Origin of the sequence: Microbacterium testaceum StLB037 (genome assembly GCF_008763945.1) — a bacterium.
In the GTDB taxonomy this organism is placed as follows: Bacteria; Actinomycetota; Actinomycetes; order Actinomycetales; family Microbacteriaceae; genus Microbacterium; species Microbacterium testaceum_G.
On sequence record NZ_VTQH01000001.1, the window covers coordinates 1,699,466 to 1,718,348 of the forward strand.

Genomic DNA, 18,883 nt, shown 5'->3' on the forward strand with positions numbered 1-18,883 from the left:
GATCCGCGCGGGCGGCGCGATCATGTGAATTTTGCCTGGGGTCCGTGACATCCCGGTGAACGGGGAGGGAACGCGGCGGCGGCGGGCCCCGGTCGCCTCGAGCGGTCCTACGCTCAGTCCATGAGCGAGAACCTGCCCGCGGCGACCCCCGGTGCGCACCCCGACGAGCCGCATCGCCAGGGGCTCTCGCAACGCCTGAACTGGCTTCGCGCCGGCGTCCTCGGCGCCAACGACGGCATCGTCTCGACCGCCGCCGTCGTCGTCGGGGTCGCGGGGGCGACCAGCGACACCGGGCCGGTGCTCATCGCGGGCCTCGCCGCTCTCGTCGGCGGGGCCATCTCGATGGCGCTGGGCGAGTACGTCTCGGTGTCCAGCCAGCGCGACAGCGAGCACGCGCTCATCCAGAAGGAGAAGCGCGAGCTCGCCGACGACCCCGAGACCGAGTTCGCCGAGCTGATCGGTCTGTACGAGGCGCAAGGGCTCTCGCGCGACACCGCGACGCGCGTGGCGACCGAGCTCACGGCATCCGACGCCCTCAAAGCCCACCTGTCGGTCGAGCTGAACATCGACGCCGACGACGTGGCGAGTCCGTGGGCGGCGGCACTGGCCTCGGCCGTGGCGTTCACGATCGGCGCTGTATTGCCGCTGCTGACGATCCTGCTGGCCCCCGCCGAGGTGCGCGTGCCGCTCACCTTTGTGTCGGTGCTCGTCGCGCTGGCCATCACCGGGTACGTCGCCGCGTGGATCGGCGGTGCGCGCCGGGGCCGCGCGATCCTGCGGACCGTCATCGGCGGGGCGCTCGCGCTCGCGGCCACCTACGCGGTCGGGGCCCTTTTCGGCGCCTCGTCCGCATAATCGACCCCTCTATTAATTAGTAGGACGTCCAGCTATTCTGGAGAGCGCGACGACGCCGTCGCCTCACGAAGGAGAGCCGCATGGACACCACCCCTGCTCCCGCGCTCGACGTCGTGTCCGGCAGCACCCTGTCGGCCGACGAGCGCACCGCCATCCTCGACGCCGTGCGCGACTTCGCCGCCACGGAGCTCGCTCCGCACACCCTCGAATGGGATGCCGAGAAGCACTTCCCCCGCGACGTGCTGCGCCGCGCCGGGGAGCTGGGTCTCGGCGGCGTCTACGTCAACGACGACGTGGGCGGCGCCGGGTTGTCGCGCGCGGATGCGGTCGCGATCTTCGAGGAGCTCGCGTACGGCGACCCGACGGTAACGGCCTACATCACCATCCACAACATGGTCGCGTGGATGATCGACACCTACGGCACGCCCGAGCAGCGCGAGCGGTGGTTGCCGTCGCTGGTGGCCATGGACGATCTCGGCGCCTACTGCCTCACCGAGCCGGGCGCCGGGTCGGATGCCGCCGCGATCACCACCTCCGCGATCCGGCACGGCGACACCTACGTGCTGACCGGCGTGAAGCAGTTCATCTCGGGCGCCGGCGAGGCCAGCGTCTACGTCGTCATGGCGCGCACGGGCGAGCCGGGGGCGCGCGGGATCAGCGCCTTCGTCGTGCCGGCCGACGCCGAGGGCCTGTCATTCGGGCCGAACGAGAGGAAGATGGGCTGGAACGCCCAACCCACTCGGCCCGTCATCCTCGACGAGGTGCGCGTACCCGCCGAGAACCTCCTCGGTGGGGAGGGGCGCGGCTTCTCGATCGCCATGACCGCGCTCAACGGCGGTCGGCTCAACATCGCCACCTGCTCGATCGGCGGAGCGCGATGGGCGCTCGATCGTGCCGTCGCGTATGTGCACGAGCGCTTCACGTTCGGTGAAGCCCTGAGCGAGAAGCAGTCCGTCGTGTTTGCCGTGGCCGACATGGCGACCGAGCTCGAAGCCGCGCGGCTGCTCGTGCGCGATGCGGCGACCGCGCTGGATTCGAAGACTCCGGATGCCGCGACCCGGTGCGCCATGGCGAAGCGGTTCGCGACCGACGTGGGCTTCCGGGTCGCCAACGAGGCGCTGCAGCTGCACGGCGGCTATGGATACCTGCAGGACTACGGGATCGAGAAGGTCGTGCGCGACCTGCGCGTGCACCAGATCCTGGAGGGGACCAACGAGATCATGCGGCTCATCGTGGGCCGCAGCGTCCTCGCGGCCTGAGGTGCAGACTTTCCGGTTCGGGGCGGAATCCGCCCCGGACGCTCACGGGGTGGCCGGTGAGGCGACGTCGCCGACGCGTCGCGGCAAGACCCTGGGGCGATGTCGGCGGTGCGTGCGACCATCTCAGGGCGGGCGCAACCGCTCCGACCATTCTTCGACACGACGGGAGCACTGATGAGCGAGCCGGATGCCGGGTACGAGACCATCCGCGTCGAGCAGCGAGGACGCGTCGGGTGGATCACCCTGGACCGACCCGAGGCGCTGAACGCGCTGAACACGCAGTCGATGCGCGACGTGGTCGCCGCCGCCGAGGCGTTCGACGCCGACGAGGGGGTCGGGGCGATCGTCGTGACCGGGAGCGAGAAAGCCTTCGCCGCCGGCGCCGACATCAAAGAGATGGAGCAGAAGTCGGGCCTCGACATGGTGCTCACCGATCACTTCGGGGCGTGGGCCCGGTTCGCCGCGGTCCGCACTCCGGTGATCGCCGCGGTCTCGGGCTATGCCCTGGGCGGCGGGTGCGAGCTCGCGCTCATGTGCGACGTGATCCTGGCATCCGATCGGGCGAGATTCGGCCAGCCCGAGGTGCAGCTGGGGGTCATCCCGGGAATGGGGGGAACGCAACGTCTCGTGCGGGCGCTCGGGTACTACAAGGCCGCCGAACTCGTGCTGACCGGACGCATGATCGGCGCGGAAGAGGCCGAGCGGGCAGGACTCGTGTCCCGCATCGTGCCCGCCGACGAGCTGCTCGACGAGGCCGAGAAGGTCGCGCAGACGATCGCCGAGAAGCCACTGCCCGCGCTCTACGCCGCGAAGGCGGCGCTCGACGTCGCGCTGGAATCGACCCTCGCCGAGGGCGTGCGATTCGAGCGGCAGGCCTTCGCCGCGCTGTTCGACACCGCCGATCAGAAAGAGGGGATGGCGGCGTTCCGCGAAAAGCGGTCGCCGTCGTTCACGCACCGATGAGCGCTCAGAGCGGGTCGGGCACCGGTGAGGGGTCGGCGAAGTCGCCGGCACCCTTGCGGAAGCGCGCGATGATCCGCACGAGCGCGGTCGCATCGTCCTCGTCGAGACCCAGGTCGGCGAAGACCTCGTTCAACGCCGCGGTCGCCTCCTCCACGCGTCGGCGCCCGTCGTCGGTCAGCGCGAGCAGAGCCGCGCGCCCGTCGGTGGGGTGCGGCTCACGGGTCACGAGCCCGTCGCGAGCGAGGCGCTCGACCGTGTTGGTGACGCTCGTCGGGTGCACCTGGAGGCGGGCGATGGCGCTGGCCATCGGCATCCGGCCCTCCTTCGTGAAGGCGAGCAACCGCAGCATCTCGAATCGCGCGAACGACAGGTCGAACGGCTTCAACGTCCGTTCGATGGATGCCATGAGCAACTGGTGCGCGCGGATCACCGAGGTCACGACCGTCATACCGTCGGCCGCCTCGTCCCACCCGTGCGCAAGCCACTGGCGCTTGGCCTCGGCGATCGGGTCGACCGGCAATCGTCGCGTCATCGGTCCTCCTCGCGTTTCACGGTACCGCTCGGTCGGGTTCCGCACGCGGCTCCCGGTCCCTCCGACAGGCTCGGCGACCGGGCCTGTGCGGCTGGGCCCCTCGCCGACGGCGAGCCCCGCACTCTTCCGTTGCCGCGAGGTCGCGGCATCCGTCCCCTCACCGAAGGAGCCAGGTCGATGAAGATCGTGGTGCTGATCAAAGAAGTCCCCGACACCTGGGGGGAGCGTCGCCTCGACCTCGAGACCGGGCTCGCCGACCGCGCCGCGTCGGCACCGGTGCTCGACGAGATCAACGAGCGCGCGGTCGAAGCCGCCCTCGCGCACGCCGACGCCCACCCCGGCACCGAGGTCGTGGTGCTCACGATGGCACCGGCCTCGGCGACGGCGAACGTCCGCAAGGCCCTTGCGATGGGCGCGAGTGCGGCGGTGCACGTCGTCGACGACACCCTGCGCGGGGCGGACCTGCTGCTCACCGCCGAGGTGCTCGCGGCGGCGATCCGGCGCACGGGCTTCGACCTGGTGATCGGCGGAAACCTCTCGACCGACGGCGGCGGGGGAGTCGTCCCCGCGATGGTCGCCGAACTGCTCGGCGTGCCGCAGCTCACCGCCTTGTCGAGCCTCGCGCTGACCCACGACACCGTGTCCGGCGACCGCGTGAGCGACGCCGGGACGATGCGGGTGTCCGCCGCCCTTCCCGCGGTGGTCTCGGTGACCGAGGCCCTGCCCGAGGGGCGGTTCACGACGTTCAAGGGGATCATGGCCGCGAAGAAGAAGCCGTACGAGACGCTTGATGCCGCAACGCTCGGCGTGGAGCCCGAAGACCCCGCCCAAGCCCGGTACATCATGCTTTCCGTCGCGCAGAGGCCCCCGAGAGAGGGCGGGACCAAAATCGTCGACGAGGGCGACGCGGGGGAGAGGCTGGCGGCCTTTCTCGTGGCCGAGGGGGTGGCGTGATGACTGTCGCACTCGTGCTGCTCGAGGTGGTGCCCTCTGGTGCGCTCGCCGCGTCGTCGGCGGGTCTGCTGGTCGCGGCGGCGCGGGTGGGGGAGCCGGTCGCCGTGATCGCCGGTCCCGCCGATGTGCTCCCGGGCGCCGCTGAGGCGGCCGCCCGTCTCGGAGCGGTTCGCGTGCACACGGCCGAGGTGGACTCCTCCGCGCTGACGGGACCCGTGGTCGACGCGGTGGCCGCCGCGGTGGCGGCGGAGAACCCCGACCTCGTCCTCGCGTCGAACGCGATCGAGACGCGCGACGCCGTCGCCCGCCTCGCGGCGCGGCTGCGCCTTCCCCTCGCGACCGACATCGTCGGGGTCGCGCGCGACGACCTCGGGGTCGTGGCCCACCACTCGGCGTTCGGCGGCGCCTTCACCGTCGACGGGGCGCCCACCTTCGGGCCCCTGGTCGCGACCCTGCGCCCCGGGTCGGTCGAGGGGCAGCTCGACCCGCAGCCGCTCATGGTGCGGGGCCTCGAGGTCCTGGCATCCGGGATCCCGTCCGGTCGGGTGGAGGCGTTCTCCGAGACGGCGGCAGCCTCGACGAGGCCCGAGCTGCGCGGAGCGGCCGCGGTCGTCGCAGGAGGCCGGGGCGTGGGCTCGAAGAAGGACTTCGCCCTCGTCGAGCAGCTCGCCGACGCGCTCGGGGCCGCCGTCGGCGCTTCGCGCGCTGCCGTCGATGCGGGATACGTGCCCGCGACCGCGCAGGTCGGGCAGACGGGGGTCTCGGTGTCGCCCAAGCTGTATGTCGCCCTGGGCATCTCAGGTGCGATCCAGCACCGGGCGGGAATGCAGACCGCGCGCACGATCGTCGCGATCGACAAGAACCCCGAGGCGCCGATCTTCGACATCGCGGACTTCGGTATCGTCGGAGACCTGTTCACCGTCGTTCCGCAACTCATCAGCGCGCTAGAGGCCCACAAGAAGTAGATGGCGTCCACACCCCGCACTCCGCGACGCGGGCTGCCGCGCGTCCCCGGTGGGGAGCCCTGGCCGCCCGCGGGCTCGGGCGTGCCCGAGGACACTGCCGGGGCCGGGGGCATGGACACTCCCGGGGATGCTCCCGGCGTCGTCAGCTCGCAGAATGGCGCGAATCTCGCAGAACCTGTGGCTCACAGTGCGAGTTTCGTGACGGAGTCCGAGATCGCGACGCAGGATGCCGGTGGTCCGGGGCGGTCCGGGTCTTCCGTGCGCCGAGGACTGCCGCGCGAGGCCGGCGGGGAGCCGTGGCCGCCGGGATCCGCGGTCCCGCCCGATCGATCCGAAGAGCCATCGACGACGGAGCCGGAACAGGGCACCGCTTCCGAGGTGCCGTCGGCTTCGCTTCGCGCGTCTGCGGTGCGCGCGAGCGACGCGCGCGAGCCGGAACCGGCACCTCGGATCGCAGAGACGGATGCCGCGACCAGCGGCATGCGTCGAGGACTACCGCGCGAGCCGGGCGGGGAGCCCTGGCCGCCGGCAGCCGCCCACCCGGCCGCCCGCTCTGGCGGGCGGGACGAGAGCGACTCGCGGGGACACGACGGCCGCGGGCCGGCGGCGACGGCGCCTCCGAACCCGGCGCTCGCGCCCGATACGGCTGAACAGCCCGCCGCAGCAGCACGACCCGCTCCGTCCGACCGCGGTGCGGCGGGTGAGAGCGCGCTACCCGTCCGTCCGCAGGCACCGCCTGCGAGCTCCGCCGGCGCGCCCGATGCCCTGCGCCCAGCTCCGCGCCCACCCCTCACGGTGACGCGCACCGTCTGGCCCGGCGCCGCCGCCCGGCGCGCTGCCTCGCGCGGCGCGAGCGCGCGCCCCGCCGTCACGCCCCGGCCGGCTCCCGCGGCATCCCGTCGCGTCTCCCTCGGCGATTACACGCCCGTCCAGCTGCTCGGCTCGACCGCGGTGCTCGGCGTGTTCGCCCTCGCCGTCGTCGGGATCGTCGTGCTGCTCGCGCGCTTCGTGCTGGCGATCGGCCCGGGCCGCGAATTCCTCGCGGCGTTCCCCGGCGAGTACCCCCTGCCCGAGTCCGCTCCCGTGGGGCTGCCGGCCTGGCTCAACTGGTCGCACTTCCTCAACAGCTTCTTCCTGCTGTTGATCATTCGCACCGGGTGGCAGGTGCGCCGCGAGAAGCGACCCGCCGCCTTCTGGTCACCCCGGAACAACAAGAAGCGCCGCATCAGTCTCGCGCTGTGGTTCCACCAGGCGCTCGACATCCTGTGGATCGCGAACGGCGTGATCTTCGTCGTCCTGTTGTTCGTCACGGGGCAGTGGATGCGGATCGTCCCGACCTCGTGGGAGGTCTTCCCCAACGCCCTGTCGGCGGCGCTGCAATACGCCTCCCTCGATTGGCCGACCGAGAACGGCTGGGTGAACTACAACAGCCTGCAGCAGCTGTCGTACTTCGCGATCACCTTCCTCGCCGCGCCCCTCGCGATCGTCAGCGGGGTGCGCCTTTCGGGGGTGTGGCCGAAGAACGCCGAGAAACTGAACCGGCTCTACCCGATCGAGTGGGCGCGCAAGATCCACTTCCCCACGATGCTCTTCTTCGTGGCGTTCATCATCGTGCACGTCGCCCTCGTGCTCGCGACCGGAGCCCTGCGCAACCTGAATCACATGTACGCCGCACGCGGCTCGGAGGACCCCGGCGCGTACACGAGCGATCCGACCGGGTTGCTGATCTTCGCGGCATCCCTCGCGGTGATGGCCGCGGCGTGGGTGTCGGCGCGCCCCGTGGTGCTCGTGCCGATCGCGCGCCTGTTCGGCGAGGTCAAGCAGCGCTGACTGCGGAGCCGAGGCCGCGTGCATCGCGCGAGACCCGCCGCGTCGAGCCACCGAAACCCCGATCGACCGCGGGGCGCGAGGTGCGGTCCCGGCCCGCCGTCCCGCTCGGAGGCGCGCCCGCGGGCTCGCTCAGACCCGCGCCCGCAACCCCGCGGCGATGAGGTCGAGGCCCGAGGCGAAGTCGTCGTCGGCCAGTCCGCCGGCCGCGTCTTCGCGAGCTCCCGCGCTGTCGTACTGCAGGCGCTGCTGCTCGTGCCACACGAAGCCGAGCACGTAGTGCAGCACGGTCGTGGCCACGCGGCGGGCGCTCTCGTCGTCGAACCCCTCGGCGACCACGGCCGCCGCGAGTCGATCGTGCGCCAACGACGACCCGAGGCCCATCGCCAACGTGCTCGAGACCACCTCGGCGCCGTCGCGGTAGGCCAAGAGGGCCTCGCGCAGGGCGCGCGCCTCGGCCACGAGGTCTTCGGCTGTTCGAGATGCCACGCGCCCGACGATCCGATCGGACAGCTCCGCGAGCAGGGTCTGCTTGTTGGGGAAATGCCAGTAGAGCGCGCTCGGCTGCACATCGAGGGCGGTCGCAAGCCGACGCATCGTGAGGTCGGGGAGCCCGTGATCGTCGAGGATCCGCAGGGCGGTCAGGGCCACGTCGTCGGCGGAATGTCCTCGGGGAGCCATGTCACGAGTATAGTGAACGCCGTTCAAGTGAACACCGTTCAGGAAGGCCGCTCATGACCCGCACTCTCGACGCCACCGACCTCGCTCGCGTCGCCGTCTTCGCCGCACTCATCGCCGTGTTGGGGCTGCCCGGCAGCTTCCCGGTGTTCGGGGGCGTGCCGATCACCGCGCAGACCCTGGGCGTCATGCTGGCGGGGGCCGTGCTCGGACCGTGGCTCGGGGCGTTGTCTGTCACCGTGCTGCTCGCGCTGGTCGCGGCGGGGCTCCCCCTGCTGGCCGGGGGTCGGGGTGGGTTCGGCGTCTTCCTCGGTCCGACCGCCGGGTACGCCGTGGGGTGGATCCTCGGTGCCGTGGTCATCGGTCTCATCGTCCACGCGGGAGGCCGCCGCCCGGTCGTCTGGCGGACGGCCCTCGCCATGATCGTCGGGGGAGTGATCGCGATCTACGCCCTCGGCATCCCGGTGCAGAGTCTCGTGACACGACTCCCGCTCGGAGAAACGGCGCTCTCCAGCCTCGTCTTCGTGCCCGGCGACCTGGTGAAAGCCGCCGTCGCGACGCTCGTCGTGACGACGCTGGTGCGCGCCTACCCGCGCGGTTTCCGCCGGATGTGGCGGGTCGCGACTCCGGAGCGGGATCGGGTCGGCGTCGCGGCGTGAGCATCGTCCGCTGTGCGGGGCTGAGGGTCCGCCTCGGCGCGCGCGAGGTGCTGGGGGAGGTGTCCCTCGATCTGTCGGCGCGCACGATCGCCCTCGTCGGCGACAACGGCTCGGGCAAGTCGACGCTCGCTCGCGTGATCGCCGGGCTCCTGCGGCGCACGGGGGGTGACCTGCGGGTGATGGGGTGCGACCCTGATTGCGACCCGGCCGCGCTCCGTGCGCGAGTCGCGCTGGTGCTGAGCAACCCCGACGCCCAGATCATGATGCCCACCGTCGCCGAAGACGTCGCGCTGTCGTTGCGTTCGGCCCGCCTGCCGCGTGCCGAGCGCGACGCCCGCGTCGACGCCGCACTCGCGCGCTTCGGGCTCGATGGGCTGGGCGACCGGCCCGCCCACGATCTGTCGGGAGGCCAGAAGCAGCTGCTCGCCCTGTGCGGAGCCTTCGTGCGCGGGCCGCGCCTGGTGATCGCCGACGAGCCGACCGCGCTCCTCGACGGGCGCAACGCGCGCCGCGTCGCGGATCACCTGCTCGCCGACACCGGACACGCGCTCGTACTCGTCACGCACGATCTCGCCCTCGCCCGGCGCTGCGAGAGCGCCGTGCTGATGGCGGACGGTCGGGTCGCGGCATCCGGAGCCTCTTCCGCCGTCGTCGATGCCTACGAGTCAGCGCTGACGTGCTGAGCCTGTTCGTTCCGGCCATGGGATGGATGCACCGGATGCCGGCGGGCCCGAAACTCATGATGCTCGCGGCGGCCGCCGTGGCGGTGGCGTCGTCGCCGTCGACGTGGGTGACGGTGATGGTGCTGGTGCTGCCGGTGGCCCTGTACGCCGGGGCTGGCATGGGGATCCGGCGCGGTCTGCGCGTGCTGGCGGGGGCGGTGTGGGGGCTGCGGTGGGTCGTCGCGATCACCGTCACCGGTCAACTGATCTTCCTCGGACTCGAACCCGCGGTGGCGAACACCTGCCGCGTCGTGGCGGCACTGCTCATCGCTGGCCTTGTGCCGGTGAGCACGTCGGTCTCGGCGCTGCTCGACGCCCTCGAGCGTGGACTGTCGCCGCTCTCACGGTTCGGCGTCGACCCCGGCCGCGCCGCGCTGCTGCTGACGCTGACGATCACCACGATCCCCGTCCTGGCGCGCCTGGCCGCCGAGGTGCGCGATGCCCAGCGCGCGCGAGGGCTGCGTCCGTCGCTCGGGCGCGGCGCGCTGCCGCTGCTGGTGTCGGCTCTCCGTCACGCCGACGACCTCGGCGAGGGGCTCGCGGCTCGCGGCATCCGCTGAGCTCCCCGGCCGCCCGATACGGGAGCATGTCCCCCTCCCGGCTGCTTCGAAGGGCTATAGCCACCCAGAACGGGAACACGGTCTGCGCATATCGAGACATGGTCCGTCCGCCCAGCTCACGGCGCGAGGAACCGGCAGCCCGACCCGCGCCCTCAGCCCGCGGCGGCTCGCCCCGCGGCGAAGCCCTCGGCGTACGCCTCGTCGGCGCCCTGGCGGAACATGTCGCGCACGGGGTCGCGCACGATGGAGCGGGCTCCGGGCAGGTCGAGGTCTCCCACCAGGTCGGCACGGCCCCGCACGATCGCCACGGGTCGGCGCGCGGCTTTGCCCTTCACGAGGTCGGTGGCGGCGGCGAGCTCGTCGGCCACGCAGGGCAGGGTCACCACGAGGGGGCGGCCCTCGGCATCCGTCGTTCCGCGGAGATCCTCGAAGACGTGCACGCCGCCCGCGCCGATGGCGTGGTCGGTCTGGCCCTCGCGCCACGCGCGTCCGAGGGTGTCGGTGACGATCACGCCGACGTGGACGCCGGTCGCGCTGCGCAGGCCCGTCGCGAGCGCGCGCGCCGAGGCGTCGGGGTCGACCGGCAGCAGCAGCACCGTGCCCTCGGGGGTGTTGCTCGCGTCGACCCCGGCGGCGGCCGAGACGATTCCGAGCGGGTTCTCGACGATGCGCGTCACGTGCCCGGTCGGTGAGGTGCGGGATGCCACGAGGCGCACGGTCTCGCGGGTGATGGCGTCCTCGCGGTCGTCCGCGCGGAGGATGCGCCCCTCGGCCTTCGACACGACCTTGCTCGTGACCACGACGATGTCGCCGTCGCGCAGCGGTTCGGTCGTGGCATCCAGGATCATGCGGACGAGGTCGTCGCCCGGGCTGATCTCGGGGATGCCGTCGAGGGCCCAGATCTGCAGCACGTCAGCGGACGAAGCGCACCTCGGTGAGCTCCTCACCGAGGAAGGGCTGCACCTGCGAGGCGCCGTCGAGCGAGAAGCCGTTGCGCGTGTAGAAGCGGTGCGCGCGGGGGTTGTCGTCGGCGACCCAGAGGTAGACGCCCTCGTCGTTCTCGATCGCCGCGTCGAACAGCTGCTGGCCGATGCCGGTGCCGTGGAACGCGTCGAGCATGTAGATGAAGTACAGCTCGCGCTCGCGCGGCGCGTCGTCGTCGCGGGCCGGGCCCGAGCCGACGAAGCCGACGATCTCGCCGTCGACGAGCGCGGCGTGCATGCGGTAGTCGTCGCCCTGCGAGGCCCAGTGGGTCCACAGTTCCGCCATGCGGCGGGGGGAGACGGCCTCGAGGGCGGCCTTGCTGATCAGGTGGTCGTAGGTCTCGTGCCAGCAGGTGGCGTGCACGCGGCCGAGGGCCTCGGCATCCACATCTCTTACCGGACGGACGACGATGTCGGTTCGGGGTTCCGCAGTCATGGCGCGACTCTACGCGGGGGTCCCGCGCGGGTGAAATCGAACTGCGCGGGCCGTCCGATGCGGTATGCGCCCCGCGCGGCGATTGTCGAAACCGCACAACGACATCGCCGTTGCGTGGTCGAATCGCTACGCTCGCCCCTCGTGAACGTCCTCTGGCGCACCCTGCTGGTGCTCGCTCGTGCTCGCCGCCGACTTCGTCGCGAGGGGCCCATCGACCCGAACACCGTGACCCGCATGTCGATCCGCGTGCTGCCCACCGACATCGACCTGCTCCGTCACATGAACAACGGCCGGTACCTGTCGCTGTTCGACCTCGGCCGATGGGACCTGCTGACGCGCGCGGGACTGGTCGCCGCGATGACGAAACAGGGCTGGTACGCCGTGGTCGCCGCCGAGACCATCACCTTCCGGCGCTCGCTCGAGCTGGGTCAGCGGTTCGACCTCGAGACGCGCCTGATCGGTCACGACGACCGCGCGGTCTATCTCGAGCACCGCGCTCTCGTGAAGGGCGAGATCTACGCCCGCGCGATGATCCGCGCGCGCATTCTGCGTCGCACCGGCGGCACCGTCCCGCACGACGAGCTGTTCGCGGCCGTCGGGCGTCCTGAGGGGTTGCCCGACATCGAGCCGTGGGTGCACGACTGGGCCGCGGGATCGGCGTTGCCCTCGACCAAGCGCCCCGCTCCCAGCGTCTGGGAGTGAGACCGGCGGCTCAGCGTCCGAAGCGGGCGTCGAGCCAGGCCACCTGCTTCATCCAGTGGCGGTGGCCGCCACCCTCGTGGCCGTTGTAGGGGTACTCCTCGAGGGCCGCGTCGTCGGAGGCGAGCGCGTGGAAGGCGGCGAAGACGCCCGAGGGCAGCACCACGTCGTCCATGAACGCCACCGAGAAGTACGCCGGCTGGGTGATGCGTCGGGCGAGGATCGCGCCGTCCATGTACGACAGGGTGCGCAGCACGGCCGCCGTGTCGTCGCGATGCACGGCGAGGTAGCGCGTGATCTCGGTGAAGGGCGCCGAGGGGGTGCGCGTGATCGCGTTCGGGAAGTCGCACAGGAACGGCACGTCGGGGAGGACCGCGGCGACCGCGTCTCCCGCGAGAGCCGCGGCCGCGATCGAGAGTCCGCCGCCCTGGCTCCCGCCGGTCACCGCGATCCGCTCGGGGTCGACCCCGGGCAGGGTCCGCACCTCGTCGACCAGGCGCACGGCGTCGGTGAACAGGCGTCGGTAGTAGTACTCCTGAGGATCCCGGATGCCACGGGTCATGACGCCCGGGTAGGCGGCGGCCGAACCGTGGGGGTCGGGGGTGTCGCCCACGCTCCAGGTCGACCCCTGACCGCGCGTGTCCATGACGACGTGCACGTAGCCGGCGGTCGCCCAGTTGACCCGCTCGCCCGGGAGTCCGCGGCCTCCGCCGTAGCCGATGTACTCGATGACCGCGGGGAGCACCTCGTCGCCGCGGGGCCGCACGACCCACCCGCGGATCTCGTCCCCACCGAAGCCGGTGAAGGTGAGATCCGAGACGCCGAGGGCCCGCACCGGGGCGCCGACCGGGGCCAGGGTGGCCGGGCGGGCCGCAGCTCGCGCCTGCGCGAGCGTGTCGGCCCAGAACTCGTCGAGGTCGGCCGGAGCCTCGAGGGCGGGGCGGTACGCCCGAAGCGCCTCGATCGGCATATCGGTGAAGGTGACGGCCATGAAGTCCTCCTGGGGTGCGGGGCGAACCGACAGTAGCAACAGGCGCAGCGCCCGCGGGTCACGGCCCGCGCTCGTCGCAGGAGCTTATCGTCGCGACGGTGCGGAATGTGAGGCCTCACACGTCGAGAAAGGCGACACGAATACTGCTTGACAGCGGTCTCAGCCGCCTCCAAGATTGCGGAGAGTGAGCGCTCACAAAATTGTGCTCGCATCCGCCGGCCCCCGCCGGACCCCCCCATCGTCGAGGAGGACGAACATGGTGCTGTCACGACCTGTTTCCGAAGACCGGGGCCGGAGGAGCATCGCGCGTCGCGCGGGAGCGCTCGTCGCGGCCACCGCCGTCGTTCTGAGCGGTCTGGTCCCCGCCGTCGCCGCGACGGCGGCTCCGCTGCCCGAGCCCCTCGCCTTCTTCGACTTCTCCGCGACCTCCGGCACGACGGTGCCGGACGCCTCGGGACACGGTCACGATGCGACCATCGTCGGCACCGGATCGTCGATCGACGGCGACGCCCTTTCCCTCCCTGGAGGGGGATCCGGGTCGTCCGCCGCGTACGTCGAGCTGCCGAAGGGCCTGTTCGACGGCCGCAGCACCATCACGGTCTCGGCCTGGCTCCAGGACCGCACGGGGGCGGGCAACCAGGCGGCGATGTTCTTCGGCACGACCGAGAACCTTCCGCAGCAGTACTGGTTGCTCAACCCCGCCAACCCCGCAGGTCAGGTCAAGTCGGTGGTGACGGACGGACCGCGCAGCGGCCAGCCCTGGACCCTCGAGCGCGGAATCTCTCCGACCGACGGCACCCGCGGCATCCCGGGTCCGGCCGCCACCTCCGAGTGGGCGCTCTACACGACGGTCATCACCCCCACCTCGATCACCGCCTACCTCGGCGACACGAAGATCGGCACGGTCTCCACCTCCCGCACCGTCACCGACTTCGGCTCGGACCTGGTGGGTTACATCGGGCGCTCGTCCTACCCCGACCGCTTCTGGGCGGGCGGCGTGCGTGACGTGGCGATCTTCGACAGCGCGCTCGGCGACGACGACGTCAAGGCGCTCGTCGCCCAGGGCACGCCGACGAACGAGCAGGACGTCGCGACCGCGGCGAAGGCCCTCTCGATCCCGGATGCCGATGACGTGCGCGGCAACGTGACTCTGCCCACGACCGGGTCGAACGGGACGACGGTGTCGTGGACGTCGTCGAACGCGCAGGTCGTGACCCCCACCGGCGAGGTCACGCGACCGGCCACCGGCTCGGCCGCAGCGAAGGTCACGGTGACCGCGACCATCTCGAAGGGGTCGAGCGACACCACGCGTTCCTTCGAGCTCGTCGTGCAGCCGAAGCCCGAGGCGCAGAAGCTCGAGGGATACTTCTTCCCGTTCTTCACCGGAGAGAGCACGACCACCGACGAAGAGATCTCCTTCGCCACGAGCCGGGGCGACGACCCCAAGAACTGGCTCACCCTCCACGACGGCAAGCCCGTGCTCAGCTCCGACCAGGGCGAACAGGGCATCCGCGATCCCTTCGTGATGCGTTCTGCCGACGGCGACCGGTTCTACATGCTGTCGACCGACCTGAACATGTTCGACCGGTACAACGGCGACTTCGGCCGCGCCCAGGAGGTCGGCAGCCGAAAGCTCAACGTCTGGCAGTCCGACGACCTGGCCACCTGGTCACCGCTGCGCCAGATCACCGTCTCGAGCGAGCTCGCCGGCAACACCTGGGCCCCCGAGGCCACGTGGGACCCCGACCGCGGCGAGTACGTCGTGTACTGGGCGTCGAACCTGTACCCCAGCGCGTCCACCGCGGGGCGGAAGGCGTCCGACACCCACAACCGCATGATGATGGTCACCACGCGCGACTTCGTCACCTTCAGCGAGCCGAAGCCGTGGGTCGATGTCAAGCGCGGCGCGGGCAAGGGCACCATCGACGCCACCGTCGTGCGCGACGGCGACACCTACTACCGCTTCATCAAGGACGAAGCATCGATGACCGTGCGTCAGGAACGCTCGACCGATCTCACCGCGACCGTCACCGGATCGCTGCCGACCACCACGTCCGCCCCCGGCTGGCAGCTGGTCAAGGAGCAGATCGGCGTCGGCCAGCCCAACCCCTGGGGCGGGACCTTCACCAACGGCGAGGGTCCGACGGTGTTCGAAGACAACGCCGAGGCCGGCCACTGGTACATGCTGATCGATCAGCCGAGCTACCACGGCGGCCAGGGCTACATGATGTTCGAGACCCGCGACATCGCGTCGGGCACCTGGACGTCGGTTCGGGATGCCACCCTCCCGGCGCGTCCGCGGCACGGAACCGTCCTGCCCATCACCGCGGCTGAGCAGCAGAGACTGCTCGCGGCGTACCCCACGGATGAGACCGCCGACTACTCGATCACGGCCGACCCCAGCAAGAACGGCGCGGAGATCGACGACGCGATGTACGGCGTCTTCTTCGAGGACATCAACAACGCCGCCGACGGCGGCCTGTACGCCGAGCTCGTGCGCAACCGCTCGTTCGAGTTCCTGCCCGTCGACAACCGCGGCTTCACGGGGATGACGGCGTGGACGCCCGTGGCCGTCGGCGGCGGTTCGGGATCGGCCACGCCGGTCAACGACGACAAGCGCATGAACGAGCGCAACCGCACCTACCTGCAGCTCGATCTGACCAGCGGTGCCACGGGCACCTACGGCGTCGAGAACGCCGGGTTCGACACGGGCGTGGCTCTCACCAAGGACGCGGCGTACGACGTGTCGTTCTGGGCGCGCACGACGGCGGCGGGCGGAACCCCCGTCTCGCTCGTACTGCGCTCGGCCGACGGCTCGGCGCTGTCGAACCCGTTCACGGCGACCGTGGGCGGAGACGGATGGCTGAAGTACCGCGGCTCCGTGACGGCGACGGCCACGACCGATGCCGCGCGGGTGCTCGTGCAGGCCGCGGGTGCCGGAACGGTCCGGCTCGACGAGGTGTCGGTGTTCCCGAAGGACACCTTCATGGGCCGCGAGAACGGCCTGCGTAAAGACATCGCGCAGAAGATCGCCGACCTGCACCCGAAGTTCGTCCGATTCCCCGGTGGCTGCATCGTCAACGTCAACAGCCACGAGGACTACTCGGCGGACTCGAACTACGAGCGCGCCCGCTCCTACCAGTGGAAGGACAGCGTCGGTCCGGTCGAGACCCGCGCCACCAACGCCAACTTCTGGGGCTACAACCAGTCGCTGGGCCTCGGGTACTACGAGTACTTCCAGTTCGCGGAAGACATCGGCGCCAAGCCCGTGCCCGACGTGCCCGCCCTGATGAACGGGTGCGGACAGGCCCTCCAGCCGACCGACCCGGCTCTGCTGCAGCGTCACATCCAGGACACCCTCGACCTGATCGAGTTCGCCAAGGGCGACGTCACCACGACGTGGGGCAAGCTCCGCGCCGACATGGGGCACCCCGCCCCGTTCGCGCTCGACCGCATCGAGATCGGCAACGAGGAGAACTACCCCGAGGCGTTCATGGCGAACTTCACGAAGTTCCGGGATGCCATCGCCGCCGCGTACCCCGACATGATCCTGATCAGCAACTCGGGCCCCGATGCCGAAGGCGCGAACTTCGAAAAGCACTGGGAGCAGAACACGGCCGAGAAGGTCGACATGGTCGACGAGCACTACTACCGCGATCCGTCGTGGTTCCTCTCGCACAACCAGCGCTACGACTCCTACGACCGCAACGGACCCAAGGTGTGGATCGGCGAGTACGCCTCGCGCGACAACCTCTTCGCGAACGCCCTGTCCGAGGCGGCCTACATGACGGGCCTCGAGCGCAACGCTGACGTGGTCAAGATGGCGTCGTACGCGCCGCTGCTGGCCGACACCAGCAACGTGCAGTGGCGCCCCGACCTCATCTGGTTCGACCGTGATCAGGTGTGGGGCTCGGCGAACTACGAGGTGCAGAAGCTCTTCATGCGCAATGTCGGCGACAGGGTCGTTCCGACCACGGCGGCCGGGGACCTGGCATCCACCACCGTCTCCGGCGCCGTAGGGCTGTCGACGTGGAGCACCTCCGCCCGCTACGACGACGTGAAGGTCACGACGCCCGACGGCAAGACGCTCTTCGCCGACGACTTCTCGGACAAGAACGACGACGGCTGGACGAAGCTCGCGGGCGCGGGCTCGTGGTCGGCGGCCGACGGCAGCTATGTGCAGTCGTCGACGACGGCGAACAACACCCTCGTCGCGGGACCGGCGCTGACAGCCACCGACTACGACGTGTCGTTGAAAGCCACCAAGCTCGCGGGTGCCGAGGGCTTCCTCGTCGGCTTCGGCGTGCAGGGCTCGGCCGACTACTTCTGGTGGAACCTCGGCGGCTTCGGCAACACCCGCAGTCTCGTGGAGAAGGCCGTGGGCGGCGCGAAGTCGACCGTGGCCGAGACCGGGACGCCGCGCATCGAGACGGGTCGCACCTACGACCTGCGCGTGCAGGTGCGCGGCTCGCAGGTGACCCTCTTCGCCGACGGCGTGCAGCAGGGCCAGTTCACCAACACGGCGGTCGAGCCCTTCGCCCAGGTCATGACGAAGGACGAGGCCAGCGGCGACGTGATCCTCAAGGTCGTCAACGCCCAGGCGCAGGCCGCGGTGACGAAGGTCGACCTCGGCGGGCTCACCGTGCTGCCGACGGCCGACGTCACGATGCTGTCGGCGGCCCCCTCGGCGCTGAACACCGCGACGTCGACGCCGGTGGCACCGAAGAGCTCGCAGATGGCGGTCTCGAGCAGCTTCACGCACTCGTTCGAGCCCTACTCGGTGACGTTCGTGCGGATGCACACGCGCACCGACGCGACGCCCCCGACCGTGACGGTGCAGACCGCCCCGGCCCAGCCCGACGGTGCGGACGGCTGGTACGTCTCGCAGCCCTCGATCACCGCCACGGCGACCGACGACGTCGATGCCGCTCCGCGCCTCGAGGTGAGCACCGACGGAGAGAAGACGTGGTCGGTGTCCACCGGCGCGGTGACCCCGGCAGAGGGGGCGTGGACCTACGCGTTCCGTGCGATCGACGCCGCGGGCAACGTCTCGGCATCGGTGACGGCGGCGGTGAAGATCGACCGCACCGCCCCGGTGACGACGACGGCGACGGATGCCACGGCCCGCACCGTCACGCTCACGGCGAGCGACAGCGGCTCGGGGGTGGCGCGCGTGGAGTACCGCGTCGGCGACGCGGCGACGTGGACGACGGCACCCGGCGCGCAGGCGGTCGTGGCCGTCGGCTCCGGGGCGACGACCGTGTCGTACCGCGCGGTCGACGTGGCCGGCAACGTCAGCGGAACGGGGTCGACCTCGGTCGGCGCGACCGCGACGGATCCGACCCTGGCGGTGTCGGGCGACCTCGTCGCGGGCGGCGTGATCACGGTGTCGGGAACGGGCTGGCCGGCGAACGCCGACGGTGAGCTGGAACTGCATTCCACTCCCGTGAAGCTGGGCACCGTCCGCACCGACGCCGCGGGGGCCTTCCTCGTGAACCTCACGATCCCGGCCGACACCCCCGCAGGCGCCCACCGGGTGATCGCGCGCATCGGCGGGGTCGAGGCTGCGGTGGACATCGAGGTGAAGGCCGCCACCGGCGGCTCCACCCCGGTGGTGCCCCCGGCGCCGGCGGCCTCGAACGGCTCGACGCCGTCGCCGCTGGCGGTGACCGGTGGCGTGGTGTCGGGTGCGGCGCTCGCCTTCGGGTTGATCGCCCTGCTGATCGGGGCGACTCTGAAGCGCCGCCGTCGCGCGATCGGCTGACACCGGAGCTCGAACGGAATGCCCCGGCCGCCGTGA

General features: G+C 71.2%; 16 protein-coding genes. 11 read left to right on the forward strand and 5 right to left on the reverse strand.

The genetic code is table 11. From position 1 onward, the window contains the following. Positions 1 to 120: 120 nt before the first annotated feature. From F9B98_RS07965 to F9B98_RS07975, 3 genes are all read left to right on the forward strand, one after another. Positions 121 to 855, forward strand: a complete 735-nt coding sequence (locus F9B98_RS07965; RefSeq protein ID WP_150955307.1) for a VIT family protein — start codon at positions 121 to 123, stop codon at positions 853 to 855. A gap of 80 nt (positions 856 to 935) precedes the next feature. Further along, a complete protein-coding gene (locus F9B98_RS07970; protein WP_150955310.1) occupies positions 936 to 2,114 on the forward strand; it encodes an acyl-CoA dehydrogenase family protein in 1,179 nt (392 codons plus the stop codon). A gap of 174 nt (positions 2,115 to 2,288) precedes the next feature. Then, positions 2,289 to 3,077 carry an enoyl-CoA hydratase-related protein gene (locus F9B98_RS07975; protein WP_150955314.1) on the forward strand — a complete coding sequence of 263 codons (789 nt, stop codon included), beginning with the start codon at positions 2,289 to 2,291 and terminating at the stop codon, positions 3,075 to 3,077. A gap of 4 nt (positions 3,078 to 3,081) precedes the next feature. Here the strand turns inward: F9B98_RS07975 and F9B98_RS07980 are convergent, their stop codons facing one another. Then, positions 3,082 to 3,609, reverse strand: a complete 528-nt coding sequence (locus tag F9B98_RS07980) for a MarR family winged helix-turn-helix transcriptional regulator (RefSeq protein WP_150955316.1) — start codon at positions 3,607 to 3,609, stop codon at positions 3,082 to 3,084. A gap of 177 nt (positions 3,610 to 3,786) precedes the next feature. On the opposite strand from F9B98_RS07980, the gene F9B98_RS07985 reads away from it, so the two are divergent. The 3 genes from F9B98_RS07985 (at position 3,787) to F9B98_RS16130 (ending at position 7,358) form a co-directional block, all read left to right on the forward strand. After that, on the forward strand, positions 3,787 to 4,563 hold the full coding sequence (locus F9B98_RS07985) for an electron transfer flavoprotein subunit beta/FixA family protein (protein ID WP_150955319.1): 777 nt from the start codon (positions 3,787 to 3,789) through the stop codon (positions 4,561 to 4,563). Then, positions 4,563 to 5,528, forward strand: a complete 966-nt coding sequence (locus F9B98_RS07990; protein ID WP_150955322.1) for an electron transfer flavoprotein subunit alpha/FixB family protein — start codon at positions 4,563 to 4,565, stop codon at positions 5,526 to 5,528. The genes F9B98_RS07985 and F9B98_RS07990 overlap by 1 nt, the downstream gene beginning before the upstream one ends. A gap of 795 nt (positions 5,529 to 6,323) precedes the next feature. Next, complete coding sequence (locus F9B98_RS16130) at positions 6,324 to 7,358, forward strand: cytochrome b/b6 domain-containing protein (protein ID WP_225310258.1); 1,035 nt, start codon at positions 6,324 to 6,326, stop codon at positions 7,356 to 7,358. 129 nt (positions 7,359 to 7,487) lie between these two features. On the opposite strand, the gene F9B98_RS08000 is transcribed toward F9B98_RS16130, so the two are convergent. Continuing rightward, positions 7,488 to 8,036 (reverse strand): TetR/AcrR family transcriptional regulator C-terminal domain-containing protein, encoded by a 549-nt coding sequence (locus F9B98_RS08000; protein ID WP_150955328.1) that lies wholly within the window; start codon positions 8,034 to 8,036, stop codon positions 7,488 to 7,490. A 53-nt stretch (positions 8,037 to 8,089) separates the two neighbouring features. Between F9B98_RS08000 and F9B98_RS08005 the strand changes: the two genes are divergently transcribed. The 3 genes from F9B98_RS08005 to F9B98_RS08015 are packed head-to-tail and all read left to right on the forward strand — an operon-like array spanning position 8,090 to position 9,974. Beyond that, positions 8,090 to 8,692, forward strand: coding sequence for a biotin transporter BioY (locus F9B98_RS08005; protein WP_150955331.1), 603 nt, complete (start codon positions 8,090 to 8,092; stop codon positions 8,690 to 8,692). After that, positions 8,689 to 9,375 carry an energy-coupling factor ABC transporter ATP-binding protein gene (locus F9B98_RS08010; RefSeq protein WP_150955334.1) on the forward strand — a complete coding sequence of 229 codons (687 nt, stop codon included), beginning with the start codon at positions 8,689 to 8,691 and terminating at the stop codon, positions 9,373 to 9,375. Before F9B98_RS08005 ends, F9B98_RS08010 begins: the two co-directional genes overlap by 4 nt. Beyond that, a complete protein-coding gene (locus F9B98_RS08015) occupies positions 9,369 to 9,974 on the forward strand; it encodes an energy-coupling factor transporter transmembrane component T family protein (RefSeq protein WP_150955337.1) in 606 nt (201 codons plus the stop codon). The genes F9B98_RS08010 and F9B98_RS08015 overlap by 7 nt, the downstream gene beginning before the upstream one ends. 152 nt (positions 9,975 to 10,126) lie before the next feature. Here the strand turns inward: F9B98_RS08015 and cofE are convergent, their stop codons facing one another. Both cofE and F9B98_RS08025 read right to left on the reverse strand, forming a co-directional pair. Further along, positions 10,127 to 10,885, reverse strand: a complete 759-nt coding sequence (gene cofE / locus F9B98_RS08020) for a coenzyme F420-0:L-glutamate ligase (protein WP_150955340.1) — start codon at positions 10,883 to 10,885, stop codon at positions 10,127 to 10,129. Position 10,886: 1 nt separating this feature from the next. Beyond that, complete coding sequence (locus F9B98_RS08025; RefSeq protein WP_150955343.1) at positions 10,887 to 11,393, reverse strand: GNAT family N-acetyltransferase; 507 nt, start codon at positions 11,391 to 11,393, stop codon at positions 10,887 to 10,889. A 141-nt stretch (positions 11,394 to 11,534) separates the two neighbouring features. Here F9B98_RS08025 and F9B98_RS08030 point away from each other — a divergent pair, with 141 nt between their 5' ends. Further along, positions 11,535 to 12,095 carry an acyl-CoA thioesterase gene (locus F9B98_RS08030; protein WP_150955346.1) on the forward strand — a complete coding sequence of 187 codons (561 nt, stop codon included), beginning with the start codon at positions 11,535 to 11,537 and terminating at the stop codon, positions 12,093 to 12,095. A gap of 10 nt (positions 12,096 to 12,105) precedes the next feature. Here F9B98_RS08030 and F9B98_RS08035 read toward each other — a convergent pair whose 3' ends face one another. After that, the gene (locus tag F9B98_RS08035; protein WP_150955349.1) at positions 12,106 to 13,083 is read right to left on the reverse strand and encodes an acetylxylan esterase; all 978 of its coding nucleotides are present in this window, start codon (positions 13,081 to 13,083) and stop codon (positions 12,106 to 12,108) included. Between the two features lie 256 nt (positions 13,084 to 13,339). Between F9B98_RS08035 and F9B98_RS08040 the strand changes: the two genes are divergently transcribed. Continuing rightward, entirely contained in the window at positions 13,340 to 18,847 is a 5,508-nt protein-coding gene (locus F9B98_RS08040; protein WP_150955352.1) for an alpha-L-arabinofuranosidase C-terminal domain-containing protein, read from the forward strand. The last annotated feature ends 36 nt before the right edge of the window (positions 18,848 to 18,883 follow it).